Here is a 21832-nt window from a genome sequence, read left to right as displayed (position 1 = left end):
GATCTGGATCCCGCGAATAAATCGCGGGACGACGTGCCTGATTTTAACCCTAAAAATAAGCCTTTTAAATTTTTGTCCAGTACAGAGAAAACTTTCAGCTTTTAGTGAAAAGGCATCCGACGAGAAGGGTGTAGGGGAGAAGCATGTGGCGCTCAACGTGAAAGGATGACGCAGGATAATCGAAAAAGTCTGCCCAGGATGAAGGCTCAACACTGCTCACCTGGGCCATGAAGGAAGGAAGAGTAGAATCAGAGATCTCGAATCAATAACTCTGCGATTTGAACTGCATTGAGGGCTGCGCCTTTTCTTACGTTATCTGCGACAACCCACATATTCAATCCATTTGGGTGGGAAATATCTTCGCGAATTCTGCCGATATAAACAGCGTCATGTTTAGACCCTTCTGAAACGGGAGTGGGGTATTCTTCATCTTGACCCAGCACGATGACGCCAGGCGCATTGCGTAATAATTCCTTGGCCTCATCAGCACTAATTTTTTTTCTCGTTTCAATATGAACTGCTTCAGAATGTCCATAAAAAACAGGGACTCTTACAGCGGTAGGATTTATATAAATAGTATCATCATTGAAAATCTTTTGAGTTTCCCACACTATTTTCATTTCTTCACGGGTGTAACCATTTTCTTGGAAGGTATCGATCTGTGGAATAACATTAAATGCAATTTGTCTCGCAAATACTTTTGCATCCCTTGCATTACCATTTAATAAATTAGCTGTTTGATCGGCAAGCTCACTAATGCCTGCTCTTCCCGCGCCAGAGACAGATTGATAGGTGGCGATATTTATCCGTGAAATGCCAACCGCATCATAAATCGGTTTCAAGGCTACCACCAACTGGATCGTAGAGCAGTTAGGATTAGCAATAATATTACGGTTTCGATATTGATCAATTATTTCAGCATTTACTTCAGGGACTACCAAGGGAATTTCGGGGTCATAACGAAATTCAGAAGTATTATCTATGACAATACATCCGGCTTCGGCGGCAATAGGAGCGTATTTCGCAGACGTAGCGGCTCCTGCAGAAAATAAACCTATTTGCACCTGTGAAAAATCAAAATCTTCAACGTCTAAAATTTCAACATTTCTATTTTTGAACTTGACGGTATCTCCCGCGGATTTCGCACTTGCTAAGGGGAACAATTTATTAATAGGAAATTTTCGTTGCTCTAATATTTCGATTAAAGTTTCACCCACCGCTCCTGTCGCCCCAAGAACAGCCACATTGTACTTAACAGTCATTTTTGATTTTTCCTCTTTAACTGATAGCTTTCTGACGTAAAAAGTGATCCATTAATACTAATGTTAGCATGGCCTCAGCGATTGGAACAGCGCGAAGGCCAACACAGGGATCATGACGTCCCGTGGTTGCGACTGTTGTGTCGGATCCTGATACGTCAATCGTCCGGCCCGGAATACGAATACTCGGAGTAGGCTTTAATGCAATGTTTACCACGATGTCTTGGCCTGATGAAAGGCCTCCCAATATACCCCCCGCATGATTCGATAAAAAACCATTCGATGTTAGTTCATCGCGGTGTTCTGAACCTAGCTGTTCAATAGACAAAAAGCCATCACCAATCTCAACACCTTTAACGGCATTAATGCTCATCATTGCATGGGCAATATCCGCATCTAATTTATCAAATACTGGCTCACCAAGACCAATAGGCAATCCAGAAGCAACAATTGTCAATTTAGCGCCGATAGAATCCCCTGCTCTTCTAAGCTGCGTTATAAGTTCTTCTAGCAGAGGAACCTTTTGCTTATCCGGGAAAAAAAATGGATTATGATTTATTTCATCCCAATCAATAGTCGTGGCTTGAATCTTGCCAATCTGGGCGACAAATCCTCTTACCTGTATGCCCTTACTATTTAAAAACTTTTTTGCAATCGCCCCTGCCGCAACGCGTATAACCGTTTCCCTTGCCGAGGAACGACCTCCACCCCGGTAGTCTCGAATGCCATATTTATGGTGATAGGTATAGTCAGCATGGGAGGGTCTAAAGACGTCTTTCAATAATGCATAGTCTTTGGATTTGGAATCGTTGTTTTCAATTAGAAGGCCAATCGGAGTGCCCGTGGTTTTACCTGAAAAAACGCCCGACAAAATAGTAATCTTGTCAGATTCTTTACGTTGAGTGGTAAAACGAGATTGTCCTGGCTTACGACGGTCCAGTTCCTGCTGAATGTCTGCTTCACAAATTTCAAGGCCAGGAGGGCAACCATCAATAATGCCTCCTAATGCAGGACCATGACTTTCTCCAAATGTGGTGACGGTAAATAATTTACCAAACGTATTGCCTTGCATTTAAGATTAGTTCTTATCAAATTGAGACTGGTACTGCTTAACTTGCTCAGCGGTAAGTAGAAAAACGCCGTCCCCTCCTCGCTCAAAATCCAGCCATAAAAAAGGAACTTCTGGATAATTCTCCATTAATGCCTCTTGTGAATTCCCGACTTCTACAATCAAAACTCCCTCAGAATATAAATGCTCTCCTGCATTTTTTAGAATTCTTTTTGCCAGCTCTAATCCGTCATCATTGGCTTTAAGAGCCAGCGATGGCTCATGGCTATATTCTTGTGGTAAGGCATCGTACTCTTGATGAGATACATAAGGTGGATTGCTTATGATCAAATCGTATTTACCTTTAACATTTTGATACAAATCACTTTGTATTAAATTAACTTGTGATTCTAAGTTATGTCTGACGACGTTTGATTTGGCAACGTCGAGGGCATCTGCTGAAATATCGACAGCGTCAATCTGGCTTTCTGCGAATTCCACTGCGCAAGCAATTGCTATACAGCCACTTCCGGTACAAAGATCCAAGATATGATGGGGAGTATGATTATCCAGCCAAGGTGAGAAACCCTTTTCAATTAGCTCTCCTAAGGGTGAGCGAGGAATAATGACACGCTCATCGACATGGAAAGGTAAACCCGCAAACCAAGCTTCCTTTGTTAAATATGCCGCAGGAATCCGTTCATCGATCCGACGAAAAATAAGTTCACAAAGATTCCTTCGTTCCACTAAGGTCAACGTTGAACTCATCAAATCCGGTGAAATATCAGGCGGTAGATGAAGGGCTGATAAAATTAAATGCACCGCCTCATCCCATGAATTGTCAGTGCCATGACCATAATATAAGTTTGCTGCATTGAAACGACTATAACCCCAGCGAATATAATCCCGCAGGGTAGTTAGCTCTTGACTTACTTGGGTGAGGTTTTGGTTATCTAAATTCATAGTATCCTTCTAAGGCGACTGCTAATATAAAATAAATGATACTTAAATTAGACAACTAACACTAGTTTGTTTTCATCGCGCAAGGGAAAGGTTACAACAAATGGACACGAAACCGCCAAAGAGCCCCCCCTCCCCACCTAAGGTGAAAGCTCAAATTTCGGAAGAAGAAGCCCTGCTGTTTCGCAGCGCAATGAAAAAAATTCAGCCAATTAAGAAATCGAATAAAACATTACTCAAAAAAATCGTGGTTCGTCCAAGGCCTCGGGAAATTTTTTCAGAAAACGAGAGTGTCCCCCTGCTCTCTGACAATCTAACCGAAAAAATTGTTGCTCCCGAAGGATATTTATTTTTTGTAAAGCCAGGGATCTCTCCAAAACAAATTCGCAAACTCAGGCACGGCAAAATTCCCATTGCCGCCACCTTAGATCTTCACGGATTTGATTCAGAATCAGCCAGAGACGCGTTAATAACTTTTTTAGAAATGGCGTATCAGAAAAATAAACGTTCAATTATCATTATCCATGGCAAAGGGCATACACAAGCCCCCGTGCTCAAAAATAAAATTAATAATTGGCTAAGACAGTTAGAAAATGTATTAGCTTTTTGTACCGCCACTTCGCGCCACGGCAGCACAGGAGCCCTATATGTATTGCTAAAAAAGCTTCGGTAAACATACATCATGGATTTTGAATTTTGGTGAATGGGGATAAGCTATTTTTTATATTCATTTAAAAATTTTAAAAAGGCGACTTCATCTAATATTGGGATATTCAATTCTCTTGCTTTTTCATACTTTGAACCGGGGTCATCACCCACCACCACATAAGAGGTTTTACGGGATACGCTATTTGCCACTTTTGCCCCCAAAGATTGCAATACTTCCTTTGCGTCATCACGTGACATTTGATGTAAGGTTCCTGTTAGCACAAATGTTTTACCTGACAATACGAGATTATCTTGGGATTTTTGCTCAACCCAATGCACTCCTAATTCTTGCAATTCATTGATGATTTGACGGTTACATTCTTGTCTGAAAAAACTCGCTATGTGGCTTGCAACTATGGGACCGATGTCGGGCGCTTGTTGTAAACTTTCTTCATCTGCCGCCATAATCGCTTTAATATGGTGATAGTGTTGAACAAGCGTGAGCGCCGTGGCTTCTCCTACTTCTCTTATTCCTAACCCATATAAAAATCGTGGCAAGGTGGTTTTTTTACTTTTTTCGATTGCGTTGATCAAATTTGCGGCAGATTTTTTGCCCATTCGTTCCAAATCAGCCACTTGATCCACCGCTAATTTAAAAATATCGACGATGTTTTGGATGAGATGGGTTTCCAGTAGCTGATCCACCATCCGATCGCCCAACCCCTCAATATCCATTGCACGCCGTGAGGCAAAATGTAAGATTGAATTTTTTAGCTGGGCATGACAATAAAGTCCTCCAGTACATCTTGCTGCGGATTCCCCCTCCGGTCTAATTACATCTGAATTACAAACAGGACAATGTTCGGGTAACACAATGGGTGTAGCCTTCGGCAAACGCTTTTCGACGACAGAACCGACAATCTCAGGAATGACATCCCCTGCTCTTCTCACGATAACAGTGTCACCTATCCTGATATCTTTTCGATATACTTCATCTAGATTATGTAGCGTAGCGTTACTCACCGTCACTCCGCCCACAAACACAGGTTTAAGCCTTGCTAGTGGCGTTAAGGTACCTGTCCTGCCCACATTGAACTCAATGTCTAATACTTCCGTCAGTTCTTCACTAGGGGGAAATTTATGTGCAATTGCCCACCGGGGAGCGCGTGAAACAAAACCTAATGCTTTTTGTGCTGTTATAGAATTTACTTTATAAACAACTCCATCAATTTCATAGGCCAAGGATTGACGCTGTTCATTGATTTGTTGATGATAGCGAAGGCACCCTTCGACATCTTCTACTACACGCATTTCAGAGCTGATCCGCAAACCCCACTCTTGGAGTTGATACAAAATATCGCTATGACGATCCGGAAGTGGGAAACCTTCAGAAATTGCCCCTAATGAAAAACAACATATTTTTAAAGAGCGTCCTGCTGTAATACGTGGATCTAATTGTCGTAAACTGCCTGATGCCGCATTTCTAGGGTTAACAAAAATTTTCTGTCCTGAGTCTCTTGCCCTGTTATTCAGGTCTTCAAATTCTAACTTACCTAAATACACCTCACCCCGAACTTCAAGTAACATTGGAAAATTTTTGCCGCGTAGATGTAGTGGAACAGCATTAATAGTGCGAACGTTTTGCGTAATATCTTCACCCGTTGTGCCATCACCTCGAGTGGCGGCTCCTACTAAATTGCCTTCTTTATAGATTAAACTCACTGCTACACCATCTAATTTGGTTTCGCAAACGTATTCAATCGAGTCTTCCTGCATAAGTTTTTGGCGTACTCGTTTATCAAATGCATTAACATCTTCCTTTGTAAAAGCATTAGCCAAGGATAACATAGGAACAATATGCTCTACGGGAGCGAAACCACTAGCAGGTGCATGACCTACGCGTTGCGTTGGAGAATCGGAGATAATTAATTCAGGATGCGATGATTCCAGGGTCTGTATTTTCTTGAAAATTCGATCGTACTGAGCATCGGAAATGGTGGGGTCATTTAAAATATAGTAGCGATAATTATGCTCATGAATTTGTCTTCTTAACTCGTCAAGCTCTTTAACCACATCATCAAGTTTCTTACTGGTCAAATAAATCTCCGATACGTTGATGCTGTTCGAACTCCGAAATTTTCTTTTTTAATTTTTCAATTTTTTCGGGAGATAATATCTTTCGTTCATCATCTAAAATCTCACCATCTAAATCTTCGATAAGCTGTTTAGCAGTGTCAAGCATCGTCTCAAATGCAAGCATTAAATCTTTGTTACTTGATAAACGTAAAAACATCATCAAGCCTTTGCCTGAGTAACCGCCCATCCTGCTGATTTCAAAAGTGCCCGGTTCAGAGGCTGAAGCTACGCTAAACAATATTTTCCCATTACCATTATAGTCTTCATGACGATGAAATATATTCATAGCTCCGTAACGTAAACCAGCTGAAAGTAGCGCTTGCAATAGTTCATAACCGACAAAAGGCTTGTTAGGTTTTGCTGCTATTGTGAAATACATTATTTCTTCGATTGCAGACTTTGTAGATTTAGTCACGGATGGCTCCGAATGTTTTTTCACAGCCGTAGGTTTTTGTGCGAACAGAGGGTCTTCTAATAATAAGTTTTGTTTTTCATCTTCATAAAATTCTTGCGACTGAGTTTCGTCAGCTTCATCAATATCATGCAATACCGGTTGATCGGTAACAAGATCAAAACGCGGCTCTTGTTTTTGGGAAAGTTTGCGATGTGCTCTTTTTTGTCTGACTGTAATAAAATAAGTTAGCGCGAATATCAGAGATAATATAGTTATAAGTATTAAAATTGAGTGCATCTCCATTTCATATCACCTGTTGTTATGCATTGGCCATGCTAATTGCTTGTTCAACATCCACTGAAACCAGGCGAGAAACCCCAGGCTCATTCATCGTCACACCCGCGAGTTGTTGTCCCATTTCAATGGTGATTTTATTGTGACTGATAAAAATAAATTGAATTTTTTCAGCCATTTTGCGCACAAGGTTACAAAATCTTCCCACATTGACATCATCAAGTGGCGCATCCACCTCGTCAAGCACGCAAAAAGGAGCTGGGTTTAAACTGAAGATAGCAAACACTAACGCTATTGCCGTAAGCGCTTTTTCGCCACCTGATAAAAGATGAATGGTAGAATTACGTTTTCCAGGAGGTTGTGCCTTCACAATCACGCCTGTTTCTAACAAGTCATCGCTGGTGAGCTCTAAGGTCGCTTCTCCGCCACCAAAAATTTGTTGAAAATAGGTTTTAAAAGAATCATTGAGTTGCATGAAAGTTTCTTTAAAGCGTATCCGAGTTTCTTTATCTATTTTGCGAATGGCATTTTCTAATGTGGTCAACGCTTCTATTAAATCGTTATGCTGTCTATCAAGATAGTCTTTACGTTCTGAAAGAGATGCAAATTCATCAATCGCAGCAAGATTAATGGGACCTAATCGTTGGATGCGGTTATCTATTTTAATAAGCTGCTCTTCCCAGGTATCAACCCGCGCCTCTTCAGGAAGTTGTTGTTGTACTTGCTCAAGTTCAAAACCTGCTTCTTGTATTTGCTCTGTATAGGTACTCATTTTTACTCGAAATGATTGACATTCCAGCCGTAATTCTTCTAAACCATTTCTAATTTCGTGACTGCTATTTTCAATTTGTTGACGATTTTTTTCGAGCTGTTGCAAACTATCTTCCAAAGCACTTAAGGCTTGTTTTGCCTTGGTTAATTCATCTTCAATGATAGCTCGCTTCTCTAATGCCTGCTGCAGCACCACATTTAATTCAGGAAGCGGGTCATTATTATTATTGAGTGATTCCGAAATGGTTTTGCGTCTTTCGCTGATAGTAGAAAGTTGCCTTTCAACGCGAATAAGATTTTGAGTCAAGTAATGTACCTGACTGCGCATACTTTCCATACGAATTTGAGATTCATCTGCTCTTTGTTGTTGTACGTTTGCATTCTGCCGCACAGAGTCGAGCTTAGAGCGCAATAATTCGCGCTGTGCTAAAAGCGTATGACGTTTTGCTTCAATATCATCATTTAGTTCCCCGAGAGAAGCGAGACTAGCCGTAGCTGTAGTAAGCGCTTCTTCAACTTCAATTAAATGCTGTTGAATTTCACTTAATTCAGCCAACACTGAGGTTTGTTTTTGTTGTAATTGCTGGATAAAACTTTGTTTAGCTTTTATTTGCGCCAAATAATCACTATTTTTAGCTTTCTCAGATTGCAACTGATGACCAATATTTTCTCTACTTTCGATATTGAGATTGAGTTGTTCTTGCGCTTCTTGATAAAAAGCTTCTTGTTTGGAAACCGTATTTTGCAGCTGCACAATTTGCTGATGTAACTCTTTCAGATCATGTTCGCGTTGAACAACACCCGTCTTCTCGCTGATACTTCGAGTTACTTTTAACCATGTGGCGCTTAACCAAATTCCATCACGGGTAACTATAGATTCATTAGAATCTAGCTGTGGTAATATTTCGAACGCATGATGAAGACTATCTGCCACATAAATATTCGCTAACAAACCCAGCATAGACCAAGGGGAATGAATTTTATCTTTCAATGAAGCTAATTGTTTCGTGGCATGAGTTGATTTTATACTGGCGTTGGAATTGAAGAAAGACACATCGACATTGGGTAAATCACTGATACTTTGCACCAGCGGTGTAAAATCGTCAATGCAAATAGCATCTAAATAATTAGCCAGTACTGTTTCAACTGCAACTTCCCATCCGAGCTCAACATCTAATCCTTCGGCTAACCGCGGAAGTTCATGCAAATGATTTTTGTCTAACCATGTTTTTGTGTCGACATCATTTTTGCCCAATGCTATTTGTTGCATCGCTTGCAGCGAAGCATGTTTTGCTTGAAGGTCACGGAGTTCCTTAATGAGCCTACCGACCTCTTGCTGCGCTTCTTGATAACGCACTCTATCGGAATGAATATTTTCTTGTATTACTTCATATTGTTCTTGGAATGCGGCGACACTTAGCTGAGAGTTGCGTTGTTGCTCAGTTAGGTGTAACACTTCTTGTGCCACATTCTCACTATCATGATTGTCTTGTTCTTCTTTAAGTCTAGCTAAACGTGTGCAAAGTGATTGTTTTTTCTGCTCAAGGTGTTGAATTTTTGTTTTTTCGACTTCCAAATGTTTAGAAGTTTGTGCGCTGTGCTGGTTAAAATCATCCCATCTCTCTTGCCAATCATGCATATGCTCTTCTGCAAGTTTTAAATCAACATGGAGAGTTTTAGCAAGTTCAGTTGATTCCTGGAACGCAAGTTCTACTTTGGAGATATCATGATTTAATTGCTCAAGTTGATTTTGATCTTCGAACTGCTGTTGATGTAATTCTTGGTAAGATTGCTCTAATTGCTCATAGTCTTTTTCAAGCTGTCTTTTGCGTTCTTTAGCGTGATTGATGTTTTGTTCCACACCATTTATTTCTGCACCTAAACCATAATACTGACTCTGAATATCATTCACTAAATCATTATGCTCAACACGAAGTGAACGCTTGAGTTCAATTTCTTTATCGACATTTCTATGCTCCGCAATCTTAGCCTCAAGTGCTGTTTCTTGCAGAGTGATTTTTTGCGTATAAGAAGCGATTTGTTCTTGAAGCCCTTGCCATAAAATCACCTGCAACTGAGCCTTAAATAACCGTTGCTCGGTTTTCAATGCCTTAAATTTTTCGGCAGCATTAGCCTGCCTTTGGAGATGACTTAACTGCTTTGCTTGTTCATCTCGCAGGTCACTCAATCGATCTAGATTTTCGCGGGTATGCTTAATGCGATTCTCGGTTTCTCTGCGTCTTTCTTTATATTTTGACGTGCCTGCTGCTTCCTCAACATGCGCCCTTAACTCTTCTGGTTTAGCTTCAATCAAACGTGAAATCATGCCTTGTTCAATAATCGCATAGCTATTGTTGCCAAGACCTGTCCCTAAAAAAATATCAGTAATATCTCGGCGACGGCAGCGTACACTATTCAGATAGTAATTAGATTGGCCATCTCTATTTAGCTCACGACGAATCGAAATTTCGGGATATTGGGCATATTCCCCCCCTACCCGTGCATCACTATTATCAAAAACCAATTCTATGGACGCTTGACCCACCGGTTTCCGACCATTTGCACCATTAAAAATCACGTCAGACATCAGCTCGGCACGTAAATTTTTGGAGGTACTCCCTAGCACACAATGGATAGCATCAACAATATTAGACTTGCCGCACCCATTAGGCCCTACGACAGCCGTTAGATTGCTCTGAAATATCAATTGGGTAGGATCAACAAATGATTTAAAACCGGCAAGCTTTATTGAATTTAAACGCATTTCTGGCAAATTTCCGTAATTTATCGTTAAGACTAAGAAAACTAAGCTGAAATTGTAGGGGGGTATGCTCTTTAGTTCAAGTCTTAGTTCAAGGTTTAGTGAGCAGCGTACTTACATCTTTTTAGGACTAGGTTTATACTCAACAGTTAGCCCCGATGGCACAGATGGATAGCGCAATCCCCTCCTAAGGGATAGGTCGCAGGTTCGAATCCTGCTCGGGGCGCATTAATATCCCCCACTACTGACAACTAAAAAACCGCATTAACTCTCCTCAAAGCCTTTATTCGAACATGTTTGACAAAAATGCAGGACAGCATTTTTGGACGTTTGCAACGCAAACGCCCCGAAGGGGTGAAGGCCAGGATGGCCTGAATCAATCCTGCTCGGGGCGCCAGTTTTCAATAACTTAGTACCCGACACCGAATTTTTTTGTTCAAACTTAAGTCCACCGTAAGTCCAACTGAAAATTAATTATCATATGGATTTAGCGTAAAGCCTCACAACTGAAATGATTTTTCGTTTCTATGATTCCCAAATTGAGTCTCTAAAAATTCACTAAGTTCATAAATCTCTTTTTCTTTTGCCTTATCAACAATGGTTTGCCCATGAATGTCTTTAGTGTAAATATCTGTATCCTGCTCAATAAATATGATTATTATATCTTTGGCGCATCCTATAAGAGAATATTTATAATTATTGCCTAGAATTAACTCACATAAGGCTTGATTTTTCTCATTATCCTCATGATGTATATCAGCGCCAGCTTTAACAAGCGCAGCTGTCATGGGAACATTATAATTAGCACATGTCCAAAATAGTGCAGTTTTTCCAAAACTATCAGTTTGATTAACGTCAACAACTTTTATTAAAGTGTTAAATAACCCCTCAACTTGTTTTTTACATGCCCAAGTAAATAAATCAAATCCATCCTTTTCTATTTTATCCATAGGAAAAGAACTATTAAAAAACTCGTCGACTGTTACATTTCCTGAATAGATAATATTGCTCAGGATAGTGATAACAGAATCTAATACAGACTCACTAATATGGTTACCTAAATTAAGTCTGGCTTGGATTTTTTCATAATTATTCTGCTTTGCTAACTCTCTTTCTCGCTTGACTTTATTAAGCTTCATCATACTCAAGCCCATTAGTTCTGATCTGCTTTGACTCATTATTAACCTCAATACCTGAATAATAAATTCTATTAAAATTTTAATCTCTGATTAACTATACCTTTCAAAAAGGAGAGATTTTAAATAATAAGTTGCAATAAACGAACTATCAAGAAAAAATCACTTAAATTTAAGTTAAAAAGAAATCAAAATGCAATTTAGGGATCGCATCCCAATGGCACTACCTTAAGGAATAAGTTATCACATAACTCTATGATTTAAGATGAAATCAGTATCACAAACTATCCAACGAAGCTATTCGAACCGTAAGGTTCTACAAATTTTGCAGGACAGCAAAATTTGAACGGAGCGGAGCGACGGCCCCCGAAGGGGATGATGGTCCACGATGGGCCCGAATAATCTTGCTCGGGGCGTCATATTTATCAAGGATATCTTTGCATAAAGATAAAGCCTCTTCAGCAGCTATTTTCAATCTATTCATGCAATCGCCTACTAGTTCGAATGTGCCACCTGTTCAAGCACATAACGCATTTGATCCAAAGTGATCAAGATTAACTTGTGGAATTGCTGGCTCACAATTTAATTTCTGGCTGACAGTTTGTACCCCATTAGTGTCTTTACCAAACGATTCTTCAAGTTGCAGCTGAGTAGCAGATTTGCTGAATAAGTCTTTTTGTTTATTTTGTAAAGTTCAGCAGGAGGATTTTTATATAAAAAATCCATCATACTTTAAGCTTCTAAGGACTCTTTATCACTTAATTATTTCTAAAGCTCGAAGAATATTGAGGAGCATCTATAAATTTCTCTGCCTTGGAAATCCAAGCTTCATTATTATTGTTTGAGTTCTTCGACCTTTCGACAAATCCTGGTGCAAATAATTGTGTTATTGTAAATAGGCGTCTAATGATCTCCAAGTTTTCATTTCGTTCGGCATACTCATAAAGTTGCTTAAATAGATTAAAATCGATTCGCTCGAGAACGGGTTTAGCCTGAATGTAATCTAAAAATTCACAGATAAAATTAGAGTCGGCTTTTTCTAATGCACAAAGGAGAGATAAAATATTACTAGCTGTTATCTTTACTTCTGCATTATGCTCCATTAAGAATTTTGCACAATCGAAATGATGATTAATAATAGTATGAAACAAAAGGGTGTTATCATTTTGTAATTTAAAATTAATATCTACGCCCCCCGCGCGATAAGCCTCTATTATCCTGCGATTAAAATGAGCTTCACCTGCTAAATCATAGAGTTTTCTTGATAAAATAAGCGAACCAATTTCAGGTTTGATTTCCTGAGAAAGTTGTGGCAAAACTATTTCTCTGTTTAAAGTCACAATTTTTTTAACCAGCTCTCTATCTATTTCTATACATTCTTTGTCCTCAGCAGTGTATGTGGCAGACCCATTTTTAATAATTATGGAGAGCAATGTTTTTTTATCTGCATTTTCTAAGTTGACATCAGCCCCATGCTTAATTAATAAATCAATCGCCCCATTACGTTTGCCTCCAAACGGAGCTGTAGCTGCCACATGAAGGGGCGAATTGCCTTCATTATTTTTATGATTTATATCAAGCTCCGGATATTGTAACAATAATTCAATGATATCGAGACTAAGAGTACCGCAAGCATTATGTAGTAAACACTGATTGGGTTCGTTATCCGTGCTCAAATCAGTGTGGGGATGATCGAGTAACTTTTTAATTATGTCATAATGTCGTTTATTTACGGCTGAATTCAAGAGATCACCTTTGTTAACATTAATTTTTGGATGGTTTATTAGTAAATCAACTACATCAACATAACCTGAAACAACTGCCATCGTGAGCGGTGCATTACTCATGTAACTATCGTAATTTATAGTTGGTTGCTGAAGTAATATTTTTACTATTTCTATATTACCTTTGCTAGCAGCTAAATGTAGCAAGGATTTGTGGATATTTAAATTTATTTGCTCTTGACGTTGAGAAGAAGCTTCTATCCGGTTTTCATTCTGTTGCATATTCAATCGAAAAAATAGCTGTACACTTTCTAAATCCCCTTTTTTCACAGCTTCAAATAAAAGGTTTTGCTTATTTATAAAAGAAATATAATTAAAGCGAACATTTTGTTTGATTAAAAATGAAATAACATTGCTAGCAGCATAATGAATTAGTGGCAGTCTAGCAGTTTGCGAAGTGGGCGATTCCGGGTGAGAAAAAGTCGCTCCTTTAAGGATATAATATGAAGCAGCTGCAAAATTTTGCGCCCTCAATGCATGGTATAACAACAGATTAAGTTGATCTAAGACTGTTATATTATGCTCTTTCCCACAGACCTGCTCATACCTTTCTAAACAATATCGAACAATTAGGAAATTGCCAACTTTTAATGTCTTGTAAAAATAAGTCATTTTTTCATTAGGAGATTTATCGTTAATGGATATGCCCAATATTTCGACGCAAAAACGAACAAGCATTAAGTGTTTTGAGTCGAAAGCAAGAGATGGTAAATAGTCTCGAAGATAGGTAAACGCCTCATGTTCTTGAAAAGTAAAGTTATTGCTTGATAAGTTAAGGAACTCGGTGTTATTTTTCGAACAATATGCAAATATTTTCTGTAAAGCGTCTCTACATTTGTTGTTTATCTGTCTGTCCCAATCAAGGATGTCCCTGGCCATATCGAATCGTTTATATGTAAGCGCTATACTAAAATTGCTTAGGTGGAATTCATCTTCGTCATTTAATCGTATGTAGATTATTTTTTTAAGGAAATCAAAGGCTTCTTTATCTCCCGCTTTGATTACTCTAGCCAATAATGGGGAATTTCTAAAAAAACCCTGTAAATAGGGATCTGAATCTCCAATTTTTTTAAGAAAAGGCAAGATAACTGCATAATTCTTTGGGTTAAGGGTCGTTAAAGTTTTTTTAACCGCCTCTTGAGATAAATTCGCCAAGAGTGCATCTATAATTTTGAAGGAAGATTCAGGTTCAGCGAGTGCAACCTCCAATGCTTTTTTTAGGTAAAAATCTTCATAGATTTTCCAACTGCATATTTTTTTTATTGCGTTGATATTTTTATTCTTCGCAGCATATTCGAGCAGCGAACGCTCTAATCCGTCTGTTTTATTTAACGATAATATGCAGTGTGCTTCAGCTCTCCTAAAAAATTCATTTATTTTAGCCTGATCATCTATTCGAAATGCTCTTATTAAAGCTAATTTTTTCTTAACGACGCCTCTAGAAGCTTTCTGAAACATTAGCTTTGCTTGTTTTTTAAGTGAATCTTTTTCAGCCTTAGCTCGTGAAATGACTCTGCTCACATCTTCGGGAAAGTAAGAGTCAAGTTCCTTACGCCAAATGGGTTCATCTCCTATTTCTTTAAAAAAAGTCGTATGTACCTGAGAAAGACGGCCCAAACTTTGCATATCAAGAAAGCTTCGCATTAGATTTCTTGAGTCCGCAGCAATCTGCATAAAGTAATTGAGCTTAGAAATTTTTTCATCTTGATTAAAGGACATTTTTACTCCGATAAAACAGGTAATTCATTTACTCACAATACGTATGCTCAAATAATATTGCCACATAATTTTTAAGTGACACCAATGTCTAGATGAGCATTCAAATAAATTTTAGGAGATATCACCTCTTAAAATAAATTAAATTAATTGCTAAGCCTGTGGATAACTCGAGCGCGAGAGTATGTCCCCATACCCCAGGTTTTTGTCGCACCGAAAAATAAATTTCAGCTGGCATTTTATAATTTAGCGATTGATGCCATCGCTTGTGATTATAAAATTCAATTGATTGCATTATTTTCCTTGCGATTCCAATAATATTTTTCTTTGGATCTTTCTCTGGCAAATATTTCTGTAGCTTCCCTTTTTCGATCAGGATATGTTTCAATTCCAATAAAGCTTTGGATAATTTTTCAGCTTTCAGTAAAGCTCTCTTTTTTGTACTTCTTGTATTTGAAGTTCGTCTTTGTCATTTAGCAAAAAGCCATGTTTCTGAAAACATAACAACGAGGTCGAGCATGCTTCACTATTTATTGTGCTCTCTGCCCGTAACATCCTCTTGACATCATCAATAGCTTTCAAAAAACTGCTTATAATTTGATTTTTTCGGTGACGATCGAGTATCCTTTGAAATATGCTCTTTTAAAGTTCTTGTCGCCCATTGGCGGAAATGGGTAGCTTTTATAGAGTTAACACGATCTCGACTGATAACACAAGATCAAATTATAATATTCAAGGTTCCGCTTAACATCGCGAACACCTTCCTTTCGAACTGTTTCCATTTTGGAAATACTCTCCAATTATTTTCAAAGTACTGCCTGTAATCTGCATCAAGCCATGTGCATGGCTTATTTTTTTATTTTTTTTCAGGATTACTTTGTGGGGTATCTTGTTCTGGCCAGAAACTTGATTCGCTCGCAATTAAGGCTTTTACCAAATTATGATTCATCTAATGGTATAGTTCCTTGGTGCCATTTTTGTAAATGCCAGGTATCTAAGTAAACATTCATATTGGCCCACCGAAATTAAGCATCTTCAACGTAGAAATTTTCAACTGACAGCCTGTCCATATTTGTGTATAGCAACTAGATCCATGTTTCTTGATAATCATCTGAGCCTTAGGAAATAGGTATTAAAGGATCCACCCCTTTATTATAAAGGAAAGGACCAACTTCTAAGTTACTAATTTAAGACCATTTTGAGCTTTTGAATAAGCTGCTGATGTTTTTCCTCATTTAATTTTTTCAAATTCATTAGTTTCCATTGCAAGGCAGGTAGCTTATGAATTTCAGAATATGGAAGTAAATCGTACTCAGGTTTTCCAGATTTAATAGAGAGTAAGAATTTTTTCTCTTGCTCAGTCAATTTTTTACTTATCTCCTTGATTAATTGTTGACGAGCAAGCAACAGCTCTTCTAGAAAAACATTCTCACGCGTCATGCGAAAAAATTCTTTTTCGAATACTTGTTTTATATCAATTAAATTCGGAGAAAGTATTTCGTGAATAGGCCTTGAATTGCAAACTAAATAAACTAAAAACATTTGCCGTATTGAGTCTGTTACTCCGGTTGTTTCTAATAAAAGTTTAATATCAAATAAATCTCTAGGATGTTGGCGGCTTAGAGCTGCACATATTTTTCCAGCATAAAGCTCATCACTTGCCATTATTGGAATTTCGTCAATAAATGAACCAAATTCATTTTTAATTCTTGCACAAGTGGAACCTAGTTGCATTGGAAGCAAAATACCTCTCACTATGAAATTTGGCTCTATTTTAACGACTGTTTTTTCATCGTGAATTAATAGCTTTAGCAAATGCCCTTCTTTGCTCATTTTTTCCTTTTAATAAATTTTGGATTGGCAGTTTTAATTGAAACACTAATTTGTCTTAACCCTAGTTGTATATTTTTAATACTCTCATCTCGATCATGTAGGTGTTTATAAGTCAGATCAATATCAACTGATAATCTCGGTAAATCATGTATAAAAAGATTAAGAGCTGTGCCACCTTTCAAAACAAAATAATCTTGATTCCGAATAGCTGGCAAACATTTAAGGAGTAGTCTTATCTGGTTTAAGTAGCTATCATTAAACATACCCTACTCCTTCTTCTTCACCTTGCGGTACTGGAACTGAAAGTTGATATTTGGGTACAAACATGCCTCCATTCCCTATTACCCGCTTTCCTTTCCCAAGATTTAGCGCAGTTAAATCCAAGTATTTAAAGCAGGGTAACTGATTAGTATCAGCAAAAAATAAAAAAAGGCGCTTAACTTTGATAGATGTGCATTTTTCCAATAGTTCTTGCATTATATCTGGGCGAATCAAGAGCATAGATCGCACCAGGCCATTTTATATTTTCATTTAAACGTACATATGCTCCATTCCCCACCTTGCGCAGCCATTGTCTGGCACAATAATGGCTAATTATTTGCTTGGAATAATTATTCTCTTTCAACCATTTTGATGTTAGAACAATACCTTGTGGCTGATAGCTTAACAAATTGTTTAATTTTGAGTTTAAAGGTCTACTGATCTTTGGCTTTTTCATATATATTTAAACTTAAAAAAGTGAGTGTTCATATAAAATATTATAAGACATGTAATATTGGACTTTCAATATAAAATTTAAACTTAAACCTCCCATAGTAAATCCATTGATTCTGTCTTTCATTATTTGAACTGCTTCTAGTTTGAAAAGTTTGCTTTATGCTTAGTTCACTCATTTGAAGATTTCATGCTTAGAGCAAGCATGCCTGTAAGTCCACCGTAAGTCCAAGCGCAGTGTAAAACGGGGATCAATGGTGAACGGGGATAAACAGCGATTGATTTGTAAGTAAATGAAAATAAAGATATTTTGTTCATGGTTGTGCACTGAGGAATATGGTGGTGCAGTGGAAAAACTGATTTCCGTCCCCTCCTAAGGGATAGGTCACAGGTTCGAATCCTGTTCGGGGCGCCATATTTATCAATGGCTTACCTGCAACTAAAAGTTTTTCAAAATATTCTGAAGTGCAAATGAAGTGCAAGATGAATACACTAAGGCAAGCAAAATAGAACAGTTATGAACAATAGTTGGTCTTTTTTGCCTATTCGGACATATAATTTGCACCATCTGTTTTTTTTAATATTTGAATACATTCATCGGAGCTAAAGTGCTGCTACTGTTCAGTGAATAGAAGAATTGTATTCGAAAAAACTAATTTATCTTTGAAGAGGTGTAACTGATATGCCAACGTTTAAAACAAGGGTAGCTTCTGACAAAGCAGTAAATTCTACCCAGGGGATAAAAGAATCCTCTTTGGAATCTTCCAAAAAATTAGCACCAGGGAAGCAGCCATTAAAAACACTCTACCTTCGTATTCCAATCAGCTTTTGGGAAGACATTCAAACCATTGCAAATTTAACTGGCCTCTCAATGAATGCTGTTTGCATGGATTTACTTAGACCAGCAATCAAGTCAAAGCTTAAAGTTTTAAAAGAAGAGTAGGTTGCAGTATGCTTGCACTTTGCAAGCGCTGGAGATAAAATTAATTTGTCTTAATAATTAGGGAGACGAGGCAAGAAGGTGAGTGAAGCACCCTCCTGTCTCTGGCCACAAACAATCTATAAGGAGATTGAACATGGTTGCAAGCATCTTAAAGAATTACAAGAAGATTTCCAACTCTGATGTTCAAGAACAATTGTCCGAATGCTTAATCAAAGCCGATGCTTTAACAAATGTAGCCCTCAGCACAAATTTCATAGAATTATCCCCGCTGACTATATATAGCTATTTGTGGTTATTGAGCGATCTTATTGGTCAAGCGCGGAATCTTAATGAGCAATGATTATGGTTCCCAGTAAAGTAATTTTGTTTTAAACAATTGTTCGTACTTTCAGAAATACACAACAAGCTCTAAAAGATCAATCAGCTTCTTTTTAATTTATTTTTAGTATGAGAAGTAGAATCTTACGTTACTTTTTAGTCATCCGAGAATTACTAAATTTCAATTTGAAAATGAGTTTAAAAGTTCTTCAATGACGCTTAACTTCAGATAAACCTAAACCAGATTCCTCGTTAACTCTTCCGGTATAAATTCCCAATAGTTCAGTCCTTAGGCGACCAGCTGGTAATGCACCATCGATTGTGAGATAAGCTGAATTTCTTTGAGCAATCACAGGAGATCCTGACTGCCCTGGTCTTGTTCGGCAATCAATTACAAAACATGGTAATCCCTAAAATTCAAATCAAGTTCTGCAGCAATAAACTCAGTGGACCATATCCCAAAGGCAGAGGCCTGGGGAAAGGGGGCGTACCGGAGAGATTCGAACTCCCGACCACCTGGTTCGTAGTCCGAACGGGCATAAATGCAACTTGTTATTAATCAAAGCCTTACGATACTTTAGAATCATCAAAAGTGCTATAATGTGACGTAAAACGACAGTAAATTGCTTTCAGTTTGTCACGATTCTGTCACGGTCATAATTTGTAAAAGTTCAGACTTGATCATACAAAATATGCCAGACCTACTTTACTTATCAGGTATACAAACACGAATACGATGGCCATCTGGATCAAGGGCTACAAAAGTTAACCCAAAAACTGCTTCATGCAGTTCCTGTTCAATAACCATTCCGAATTCTCCCCATTGTTTACGCAGTTCATTTACCGTTTGTTCATCTTTTACCATAAATGACAATTCAGAACGATGACCAGCACCGCCTGAAACAAAGTTCTTTGCCTGCGTGGACCACAAGCTAAATGTAAGTCCATTCTCAAAAGCGAAAGCCACATAGGTTGGAAATGAGGCTACTGGCTTTCTAGAAAAGATTTTTTCATAGAATAAAGCGCTTTCTAGCGGATTTTGTACATAAAATAGTAGCAAATTTGGAATAAGCATTAGTTGGGTTCTCCTTAGATATAGAATTGTTCTTGCCATGATTATATAGGATAATACTGTCAAAATATGGCAGTAGTGATTGATATGAATAGAACTGAACGACTTTTAAATATGTTACAAATTTTAAGAGGTTATCGTTATCCCGTCAGTGGAGAACGCCTGGCAGAGCGATTAGGTGTTAGTATACGAACTTTGTATCGTGATATCGCGACCCTGCAAGCGATGGGAGCCGAAATCGAAGGGGAAGTTGGTGTTGGGTATATTCTTAAACCGACATTTTTTATGCCCCCTCTGATGTTCACACAAACCGAGATGCAAGCTTTGCTTTTAGGCACGCGATGGGTTTCGCAGTATGGGGATGCGCCATTATCTAAAGCAGCAATCGAGGCCTTAAAAAAAATATCTGATGTCTTGCCCACTAACATTAAAAAAAGTAACAATACTTTTACGCTCCGAGTGGGACCACCTCCATTAGAGACTTTAGCTAAAGAAGATCTTTCAATATTAAGAGATGCCATTGCCAATCAAAAGAAAATTTATATACTCTACAAATCTGAAAATAACAGAGAAAGTCAACGAACAGTCTGGCCATTCACCATTGGATATTTCACTGATGGGCGCATATTAGTTGCCTGGTGCGAGAAGGAAAAAGATTATCAACACCTTAAAACAGATAGGATTATCTCGCTGAAAGTATTAGACGAACACTATCCTGGTTCACAAGATAATCTTTTCCGCGAATGGCAGACATCACAATTACGCAAGTATTCGATGAAACGCAAATGACGCTGTTTGTCTACCACCTGGCAGTCATTTTAAGCAAGTTTCAAATTAATTTAACATGTCTTGTATGATCAAGTCTGAACTTTTACACATAATTTATAGCGATTGCTCTTTCTTTCTGTATAACAGAAATTTTTATTTCAATAAATTACTCATCTGTCTTACCTTTTCTGCCACAGCATAACCCAGCAGTCCATGATCTGTCGCATCAAGATGTATACCATCTAAACGGCTTGAACTGACGATAAGACCAGCATCTATAAATTCACAATTCTCTTCCTTTACCATCTGTTGATATGATTTTGCTAATTCTTTGGATTTTTGGATAGGCTGGCCGTCGTATTGTGGATGTAGATTAATAATTTTAATGATAGGTTGTGGTGCAATTACTATAATCTTGGGAGGTGCCGAAGCCGGACCTTTGTCACTTGTCTTGACTATTTTTACTAATTGTCTCATTCCCTCAGTGATTTCTTTCAATGTTCGATTAAATTGTAATTTTGTATCATTCGTTCCGAGCATAAAAATAACAATATCAATTGGCTAATGAGATTCAAGACACACTGGTAATTGTGTTAGACCGTTTCGGTAGGGTCTGCCAGGAATTTTTTCATCAAGTGTTGTGGTCCTGCCGTTAATACCTTCCTCAATTATATTATATTTTTCACCGAGGATAATTTGCAGCAGACCTGCCCACCGCTTGTCTTTCTCGAACCTCTCAGATAGACCAGTACTTTCATCAAATGTTCCAGGAATAAATCCACGTAGATTTGAATCCCCGTAACACAAAATTATTTTCATTTACAATCCTTCTCATTAGTTTAATGATTTATAATATAGGTATGCCGCGACGGTCGAACCCATTTATGTGTAATTTATAACTTAGTGAAAAGTATTCTAACAAGTTTTCCAAGAACTTTATCCAAATCAATTTTAATTTTTCCATGAAATAATCCGCCTAAAAATGTAAATTATTGTAATATTCTTTATGCTTTTCATATGTATGAGTTTGCCAGTCAAATTTTTTAACTTAACTTTGGAAATTCTACTATGACGCAATCAATCCTCATCCATGCGATGAGCTTCAACTTACCCAGCGGTCAAACACTATTTAAAGATATCAACCTGACTTTTTATAATGACCCCCACATTTTAGACCAGCAAAGAAATAAATTTTGAGAGATAATAGCCTCTAACCGGAGGTAAAAATGGCAAAGAACAAGAAGTGGTCGGCAGTAGCAAAATTTGAAATTGCATTA

General features: G+C 38.0%; 20 protein-coding genes, 2 tRNA genes and 1 pseudogene. 6 read left to right on the top strand and 17 right to left on the bottom strand.

Translation table 11 applies throughout. The features are described 5' to 3' along the window. Positions 1 to 248: 248 nt before the first annotated feature. The 3 genes from H0U71_07435 to prmB are packed head-to-tail and all read right to left on the bottom strand — an operon-like array spanning position 249 to position 3270. Positions 249 to 1262 carry an aspartate-semialdehyde dehydrogenase gene (locus tag H0U71_07435; protein ID MBA2654878.1) on the bottom strand — a complete coding sequence of 338 codons (1014 nt, stop codon included), beginning with the start codon at positions 1260 to 1262 and terminating at the stop codon, positions 249 to 251. 16 nt (positions 1263 to 1278) lie between these two features. Continuing rightward, positions 1279 to 2331 (bottom strand): chorismate synthase, encoded by a 1053-nt coding sequence (gene aroC / locus H0U71_07430; protein ID MBA2654877.1) that lies wholly within the window; start codon positions 2329 to 2331, stop codon positions 1279 to 1281. 6 nt (positions 2332 to 2337) lie between these two features. Then, the gene (prmB, locus tag H0U71_07425) at positions 2338 to 3270 is read right to left on the bottom strand and encodes a 50S ribosomal protein L3 N(5)-glutamine methyltransferase (GenBank protein MBA2654876.1); all 933 of its coding nucleotides are present in this window, start codon (positions 3268 to 3270) and stop codon (positions 2338 to 2340) included. A gap of 100 nt (positions 3271 to 3370) precedes the next feature. On the opposite strand from prmB, the gene H0U71_07420 reads away from it, so the two are divergent. After that, complete coding sequence (locus H0U71_07420) at positions 3371 to 3940, top strand: Smr/MutS family protein (protein MBA2654875.1); 570 nt, start codon at positions 3371 to 3373, stop codon at positions 3938 to 3940. Positions 3941 to 3981: 41 nt separating this feature from the next. On the opposite strand, the gene ligA is transcribed toward H0U71_07420, so the two are convergent. From ligA to smc, 3 genes are read right to left on the bottom strand one after another with little or no spacing between them, the layout of a single operon-like run. After that, complete coding sequence (gene ligA / locus H0U71_07415; protein ID MBA2654874.1) at positions 3982 to 5988, bottom strand: NAD-dependent DNA ligase LigA; 2007 nt, start codon at positions 5986 to 5988, stop codon at positions 3982 to 3984. A gap of 13 nt (positions 5989 to 6001) precedes the next feature. Beyond that, a complete protein-coding gene (gene zipA / locus H0U71_07410) occupies positions 6002 to 6748 on the bottom strand; it encodes a cell division protein ZipA (GenBank protein ID MBA2654873.1) in 747 nt (248 codons plus the stop codon). 16 nt (positions 6749 to 6764) lie between these two features. Further along, the gene (gene smc / locus H0U71_07405; GenBank protein MBA2654872.1) at positions 6765 to 10274 is read right to left on the bottom strand and encodes a chromosome segregation protein SMC; all 3510 of its coding nucleotides are present in this window, start codon (positions 10272 to 10274) and stop codon (positions 6765 to 6767) included. 149 nt (positions 10275 to 10423) lie between these two features. On the opposite strand from smc, the gene H0U71_07400 reads away from it, so the two are divergent. Continuing rightward, positions 10424 to 10497: transfer RNA gene (locus H0U71_07400), tRNA-Arg, on the top strand. A gap of 274 nt (positions 10498 to 10771) precedes the next feature. On the opposite strand, the gene H0U71_07395 is transcribed toward H0U71_07400, so the two are convergent. The 8 genes and pseudogenes from H0U71_07395 to H0U71_07360 all read right to left on the bottom strand — a co-directional run bounded on the left by H0U71_07395 (position 10772) and on the right by H0U71_07360 (position 17458). After that, the gene (locus H0U71_07395) at positions 10772 to 11449 is read right to left on the bottom strand and encodes a hypothetical protein (GenBank protein MBA2654871.1); all 678 of its coding nucleotides are present in this window, start codon (positions 11447 to 11449) and stop codon (positions 10772 to 10774) included. Between the two features lie 274 nt (positions 11450 to 11723). Further along, complete coding sequence (locus H0U71_07390) at positions 11724 to 11891, bottom strand: hypothetical protein (GenBank protein MBA2654870.1); 168 nt, start codon at positions 11889 to 11891, stop codon at positions 11724 to 11726. Between the two features lie 274 nt (positions 11892 to 12165). Then, positions 12166 to 14910: an ankyrin repeat domain-containing protein gene (locus H0U71_07385; protein MBA2654869.1), complete on the bottom strand. Its 2745-nt coding sequence runs from the start codon at positions 14908 to 14910 to the stop codon at positions 12166 to 12168. Positions 14911 to 15327: 417 nt separating this feature from the next. After that, positions 15328 to 15689, bottom strand: a pseudogene (locus tag H0U71_07380) (virulence RhuM family protein). Positions 15690 to 16089: 400 nt separating this feature from the next. Further along, the gene (locus tag H0U71_07375) at positions 16090 to 16740 is read right to left on the bottom strand and encodes a nucleotidyl transferase AbiEii/AbiGii toxin family protein (GenBank protein MBA2654868.1); all 651 of its coding nucleotides are present in this window, start codon (positions 16738 to 16740) and stop codon (positions 16090 to 16092) included. Continuing rightward, a complete protein-coding gene (locus tag H0U71_07370; GenBank protein MBA2654867.1) occupies positions 16737 to 17003 on the bottom strand; it encodes a nucleotidyl transferase AbiEii/AbiGii toxin family protein in 267 nt (88 codons plus the stop codon). The genes H0U71_07375 and H0U71_07370 overlap by 4 nt, the downstream gene beginning before the upstream one ends. Next, the gene (locus H0U71_07365) at positions 16996 to 17217 is read right to left on the bottom strand and encodes a type IV toxin-antitoxin system AbiEi family antitoxin domain-containing protein (protein MBA2654866.1); all 222 of its coding nucleotides are present in this window, start codon (positions 17215 to 17217) and stop codon (positions 16996 to 16998) included. The genes H0U71_07370 and H0U71_07365 overlap by 8 nt, the downstream gene beginning before the upstream one ends. Further along, positions 17177 to 17458, bottom strand: a complete 282-nt coding sequence (locus H0U71_07360; protein MBA2654865.1) for an AbiEi antitoxin N-terminal domain-containing protein — start codon at positions 17456 to 17458, stop codon at positions 17177 to 17179. Before H0U71_07360 ends, H0U71_07365 begins: the two co-directional genes overlap by 41 nt. A 343-nt stretch (positions 17459 to 17801) precedes the next feature. Here H0U71_07360 and H0U71_07355 point away from each other — a divergent pair. The 3 genes from H0U71_07355 (at position 17802) to H0U71_07345 (ending at position 18737) form a co-directional block, all read left to right on the top strand. Further along, positions 17802 to 17869: transfer RNA gene (locus H0U71_07355), tRNA-Arg, on the top strand. A gap of 267 nt (positions 17870 to 18136) precedes the next feature. Then, entirely contained in the window at positions 18137 to 18397 is a 261-nt protein-coding gene (locus H0U71_07350; GenBank protein ID MBA2654864.1) for a hypothetical protein, read from the top strand. A gap of 133 nt (positions 18398 to 18530) precedes the next feature. Further along, on the top strand, positions 18531 to 18737 hold the full coding sequence (locus H0U71_07345; protein MBA2654863.1) for a hypothetical protein: 207 nt from the start codon (positions 18531 to 18533) through the stop codon (positions 18735 to 18737). 684 nt (positions 18738 to 19421) lie between these two features. On the opposite strand, the gene H0U71_07340 is transcribed toward H0U71_07345, so the two are convergent. Continuing rightward, positions 19422 to 19790 carry a glyoxalase gene (locus H0U71_07340; GenBank protein ID MBA2654862.1) on the bottom strand — a complete coding sequence of 123 codons (369 nt, stop codon included), beginning with the start codon at positions 19788 to 19790 and terminating at the stop codon, positions 19422 to 19424. Between the two features lie 84 nt (positions 19791 to 19874). On the opposite strand from H0U71_07340, the gene H0U71_07335 reads away from it, so the two are divergent. Next, complete coding sequence (locus H0U71_07335) at positions 19875 to 20576, top strand: YafY family transcriptional regulator (protein ID MBA2654861.1); 702 nt, start codon at positions 19875 to 19877, stop codon at positions 20574 to 20576. Between the two features lie 132 nt (positions 20577 to 20708). Here the strand turns inward: H0U71_07335 and H0U71_07330 are convergent, their stop codons facing one another. Together H0U71_07330 and H0U71_07325 are read right to left on the bottom strand one after the other, a co-directional pair. Continuing rightward, positions 20709 to 21095, bottom strand: coding sequence for a hypothetical protein (locus H0U71_07330; GenBank protein ID MBA2654860.1), 387 nt, complete (start codon positions 21093 to 21095; stop codon positions 20709 to 20711). 21 nt (positions 21096 to 21116) lie between these two features. Then, positions 21117 to 21374, bottom strand: a complete 258-nt coding sequence (locus tag H0U71_07325; GenBank protein MBA2654859.1) for a hypothetical protein — start codon at positions 21372 to 21374, stop codon at positions 21117 to 21119. Positions 21375 to 21832 lie beyond the last annotated feature (458 nt).

This window comes from Gammaproteobacteria bacterium (assembly GCA_013697705.1).
Classification (GTDB): Bacteria; Pseudomonadota; Gammaproteobacteria; order UBA6002; family UBA6002; genus UBA6002.
Note: the sequence above shows the minus strand (reverse complement) of the source record. Positions and strands in the feature narration are given on the sequence as shown.

Bases quoted from the DNA above. Each gene is read 5' to 3' on its own strand.
- H0U71_07345 (MBA2654863.1), top strand. From the start codon at position 18,531: ATGGTTGCAAGCATCTTAAAGAATTACAAGAAGATTTCCAACTCTGAT.
- zipA (MBA2654873.1), bottom strand. From the start codon at position 6,748: ATGGAGATGCACTCAATTTTAATACTTATAACTATATTATCTCTGATA.
- H0U71_07375 (MBA2654868.1), bottom strand. From the start codon at position 16,740: ATGAGCAAAGAAGGGCATTTGCTAAAGCTATTAATTCACGATGAAAAA.
- H0U71_07390 (MBA2654870.1), bottom strand. From the start codon at position 11,891: ATGAATAGATTGAAAATAGCTGCTGAAGAGGCTTTATCTTTATGCAAA.
- H0U71_07360 (MBA2654865.1), bottom strand. From the start codon at position 17,458: ATGAAAAAGCCAAAGATCAGTAGACCTTTAAACTCAAAATTAAACAAT.
- H0U71_07365 (MBA2654866.1), bottom strand. From the start codon at position 17,217: ATGCAAGAACTATTGGAAAAATGCACATCTATCAAAGTTAAGCGCCTT.
- H0U71_07350 (MBA2654864.1), top strand. From the start codon at position 18,137: ATGCCAACGTTTAAAACAAGGGTAGCTTCTGACAAAGCAGTAAATTCT.
- H0U71_07420 (MBA2654875.1), top strand. From the start codon at position 3,371: ATGGACACGAAACCGCCAAAGAGCCCCCCCTCCCCACCTAAGGTGAAA.
- H0U71_07325 (MBA2654859.1), bottom strand. From the start codon at position 21,374: ATGAAAATAATTTTGTGTTACGGGGATTCAAATCTACGTGGATTTATT.
- H0U71_07330 (MBA2654860.1), bottom strand. From the start codon at position 21,095: ATGCTCGGAACGAATGATACAAAATTACAATTTAATCGAACATTGAAA.
- H0U71_07340 (MBA2654862.1), bottom strand. From the start codon at position 19,790: ATGCTTATTCCAAATTTGCTACTATTTTATGTACAAAATCCGCTAGAA.
- H0U71_07435 (MBA2654878.1), bottom strand. From the start codon at position 1,262: ATGACTGTTAAGTACAATGTGGCTGTTCTTGGGGCGACAGGAGCGGTG.
- H0U71_07395 (MBA2654871.1), bottom strand. From the start codon at position 11,449: ATGAGTCAAAGCAGATCAGAACTAATGGGCTTGAGTATGATGAAGCTT.
- smc (MBA2654872.1), bottom strand. From the start codon at position 10,274: ATGCGTTTAAATTCAATAAAGCTTGCCGGTTTTAAATCATTTGTTGAT.
- H0U71_07370 (MBA2654867.1), bottom strand. From the start codon at position 17,003: ATGTTTAATGATAGCTACTTAAACCAGATAAGACTACTCCTTAAATGT.
- H0U71_07335 (MBA2654861.1), top strand. From the start codon at position 19,875: ATGAATAGAACTGAACGACTTTTAAATATGTTACAAATTTTAAGAGGT.
- prmB (MBA2654876.1), bottom strand. From the start codon at position 3,270: ATGAATTTAGATAACCAAAACCTCACCCAAGTAAGTCAAGAGCTAACT.
- H0U71_07385 (MBA2654869.1), bottom strand. From the start codon at position 14,910: ATGTCCTTTAATCAAGATGAAAAAATTTCTAAGCTCAATTACTTTATG.
- aroC (MBA2654877.1), bottom strand. From the start codon at position 2,331: ATGCAAGGCAATACGTTTGGTAAATTATTTACCGTCACCACATTTGGA.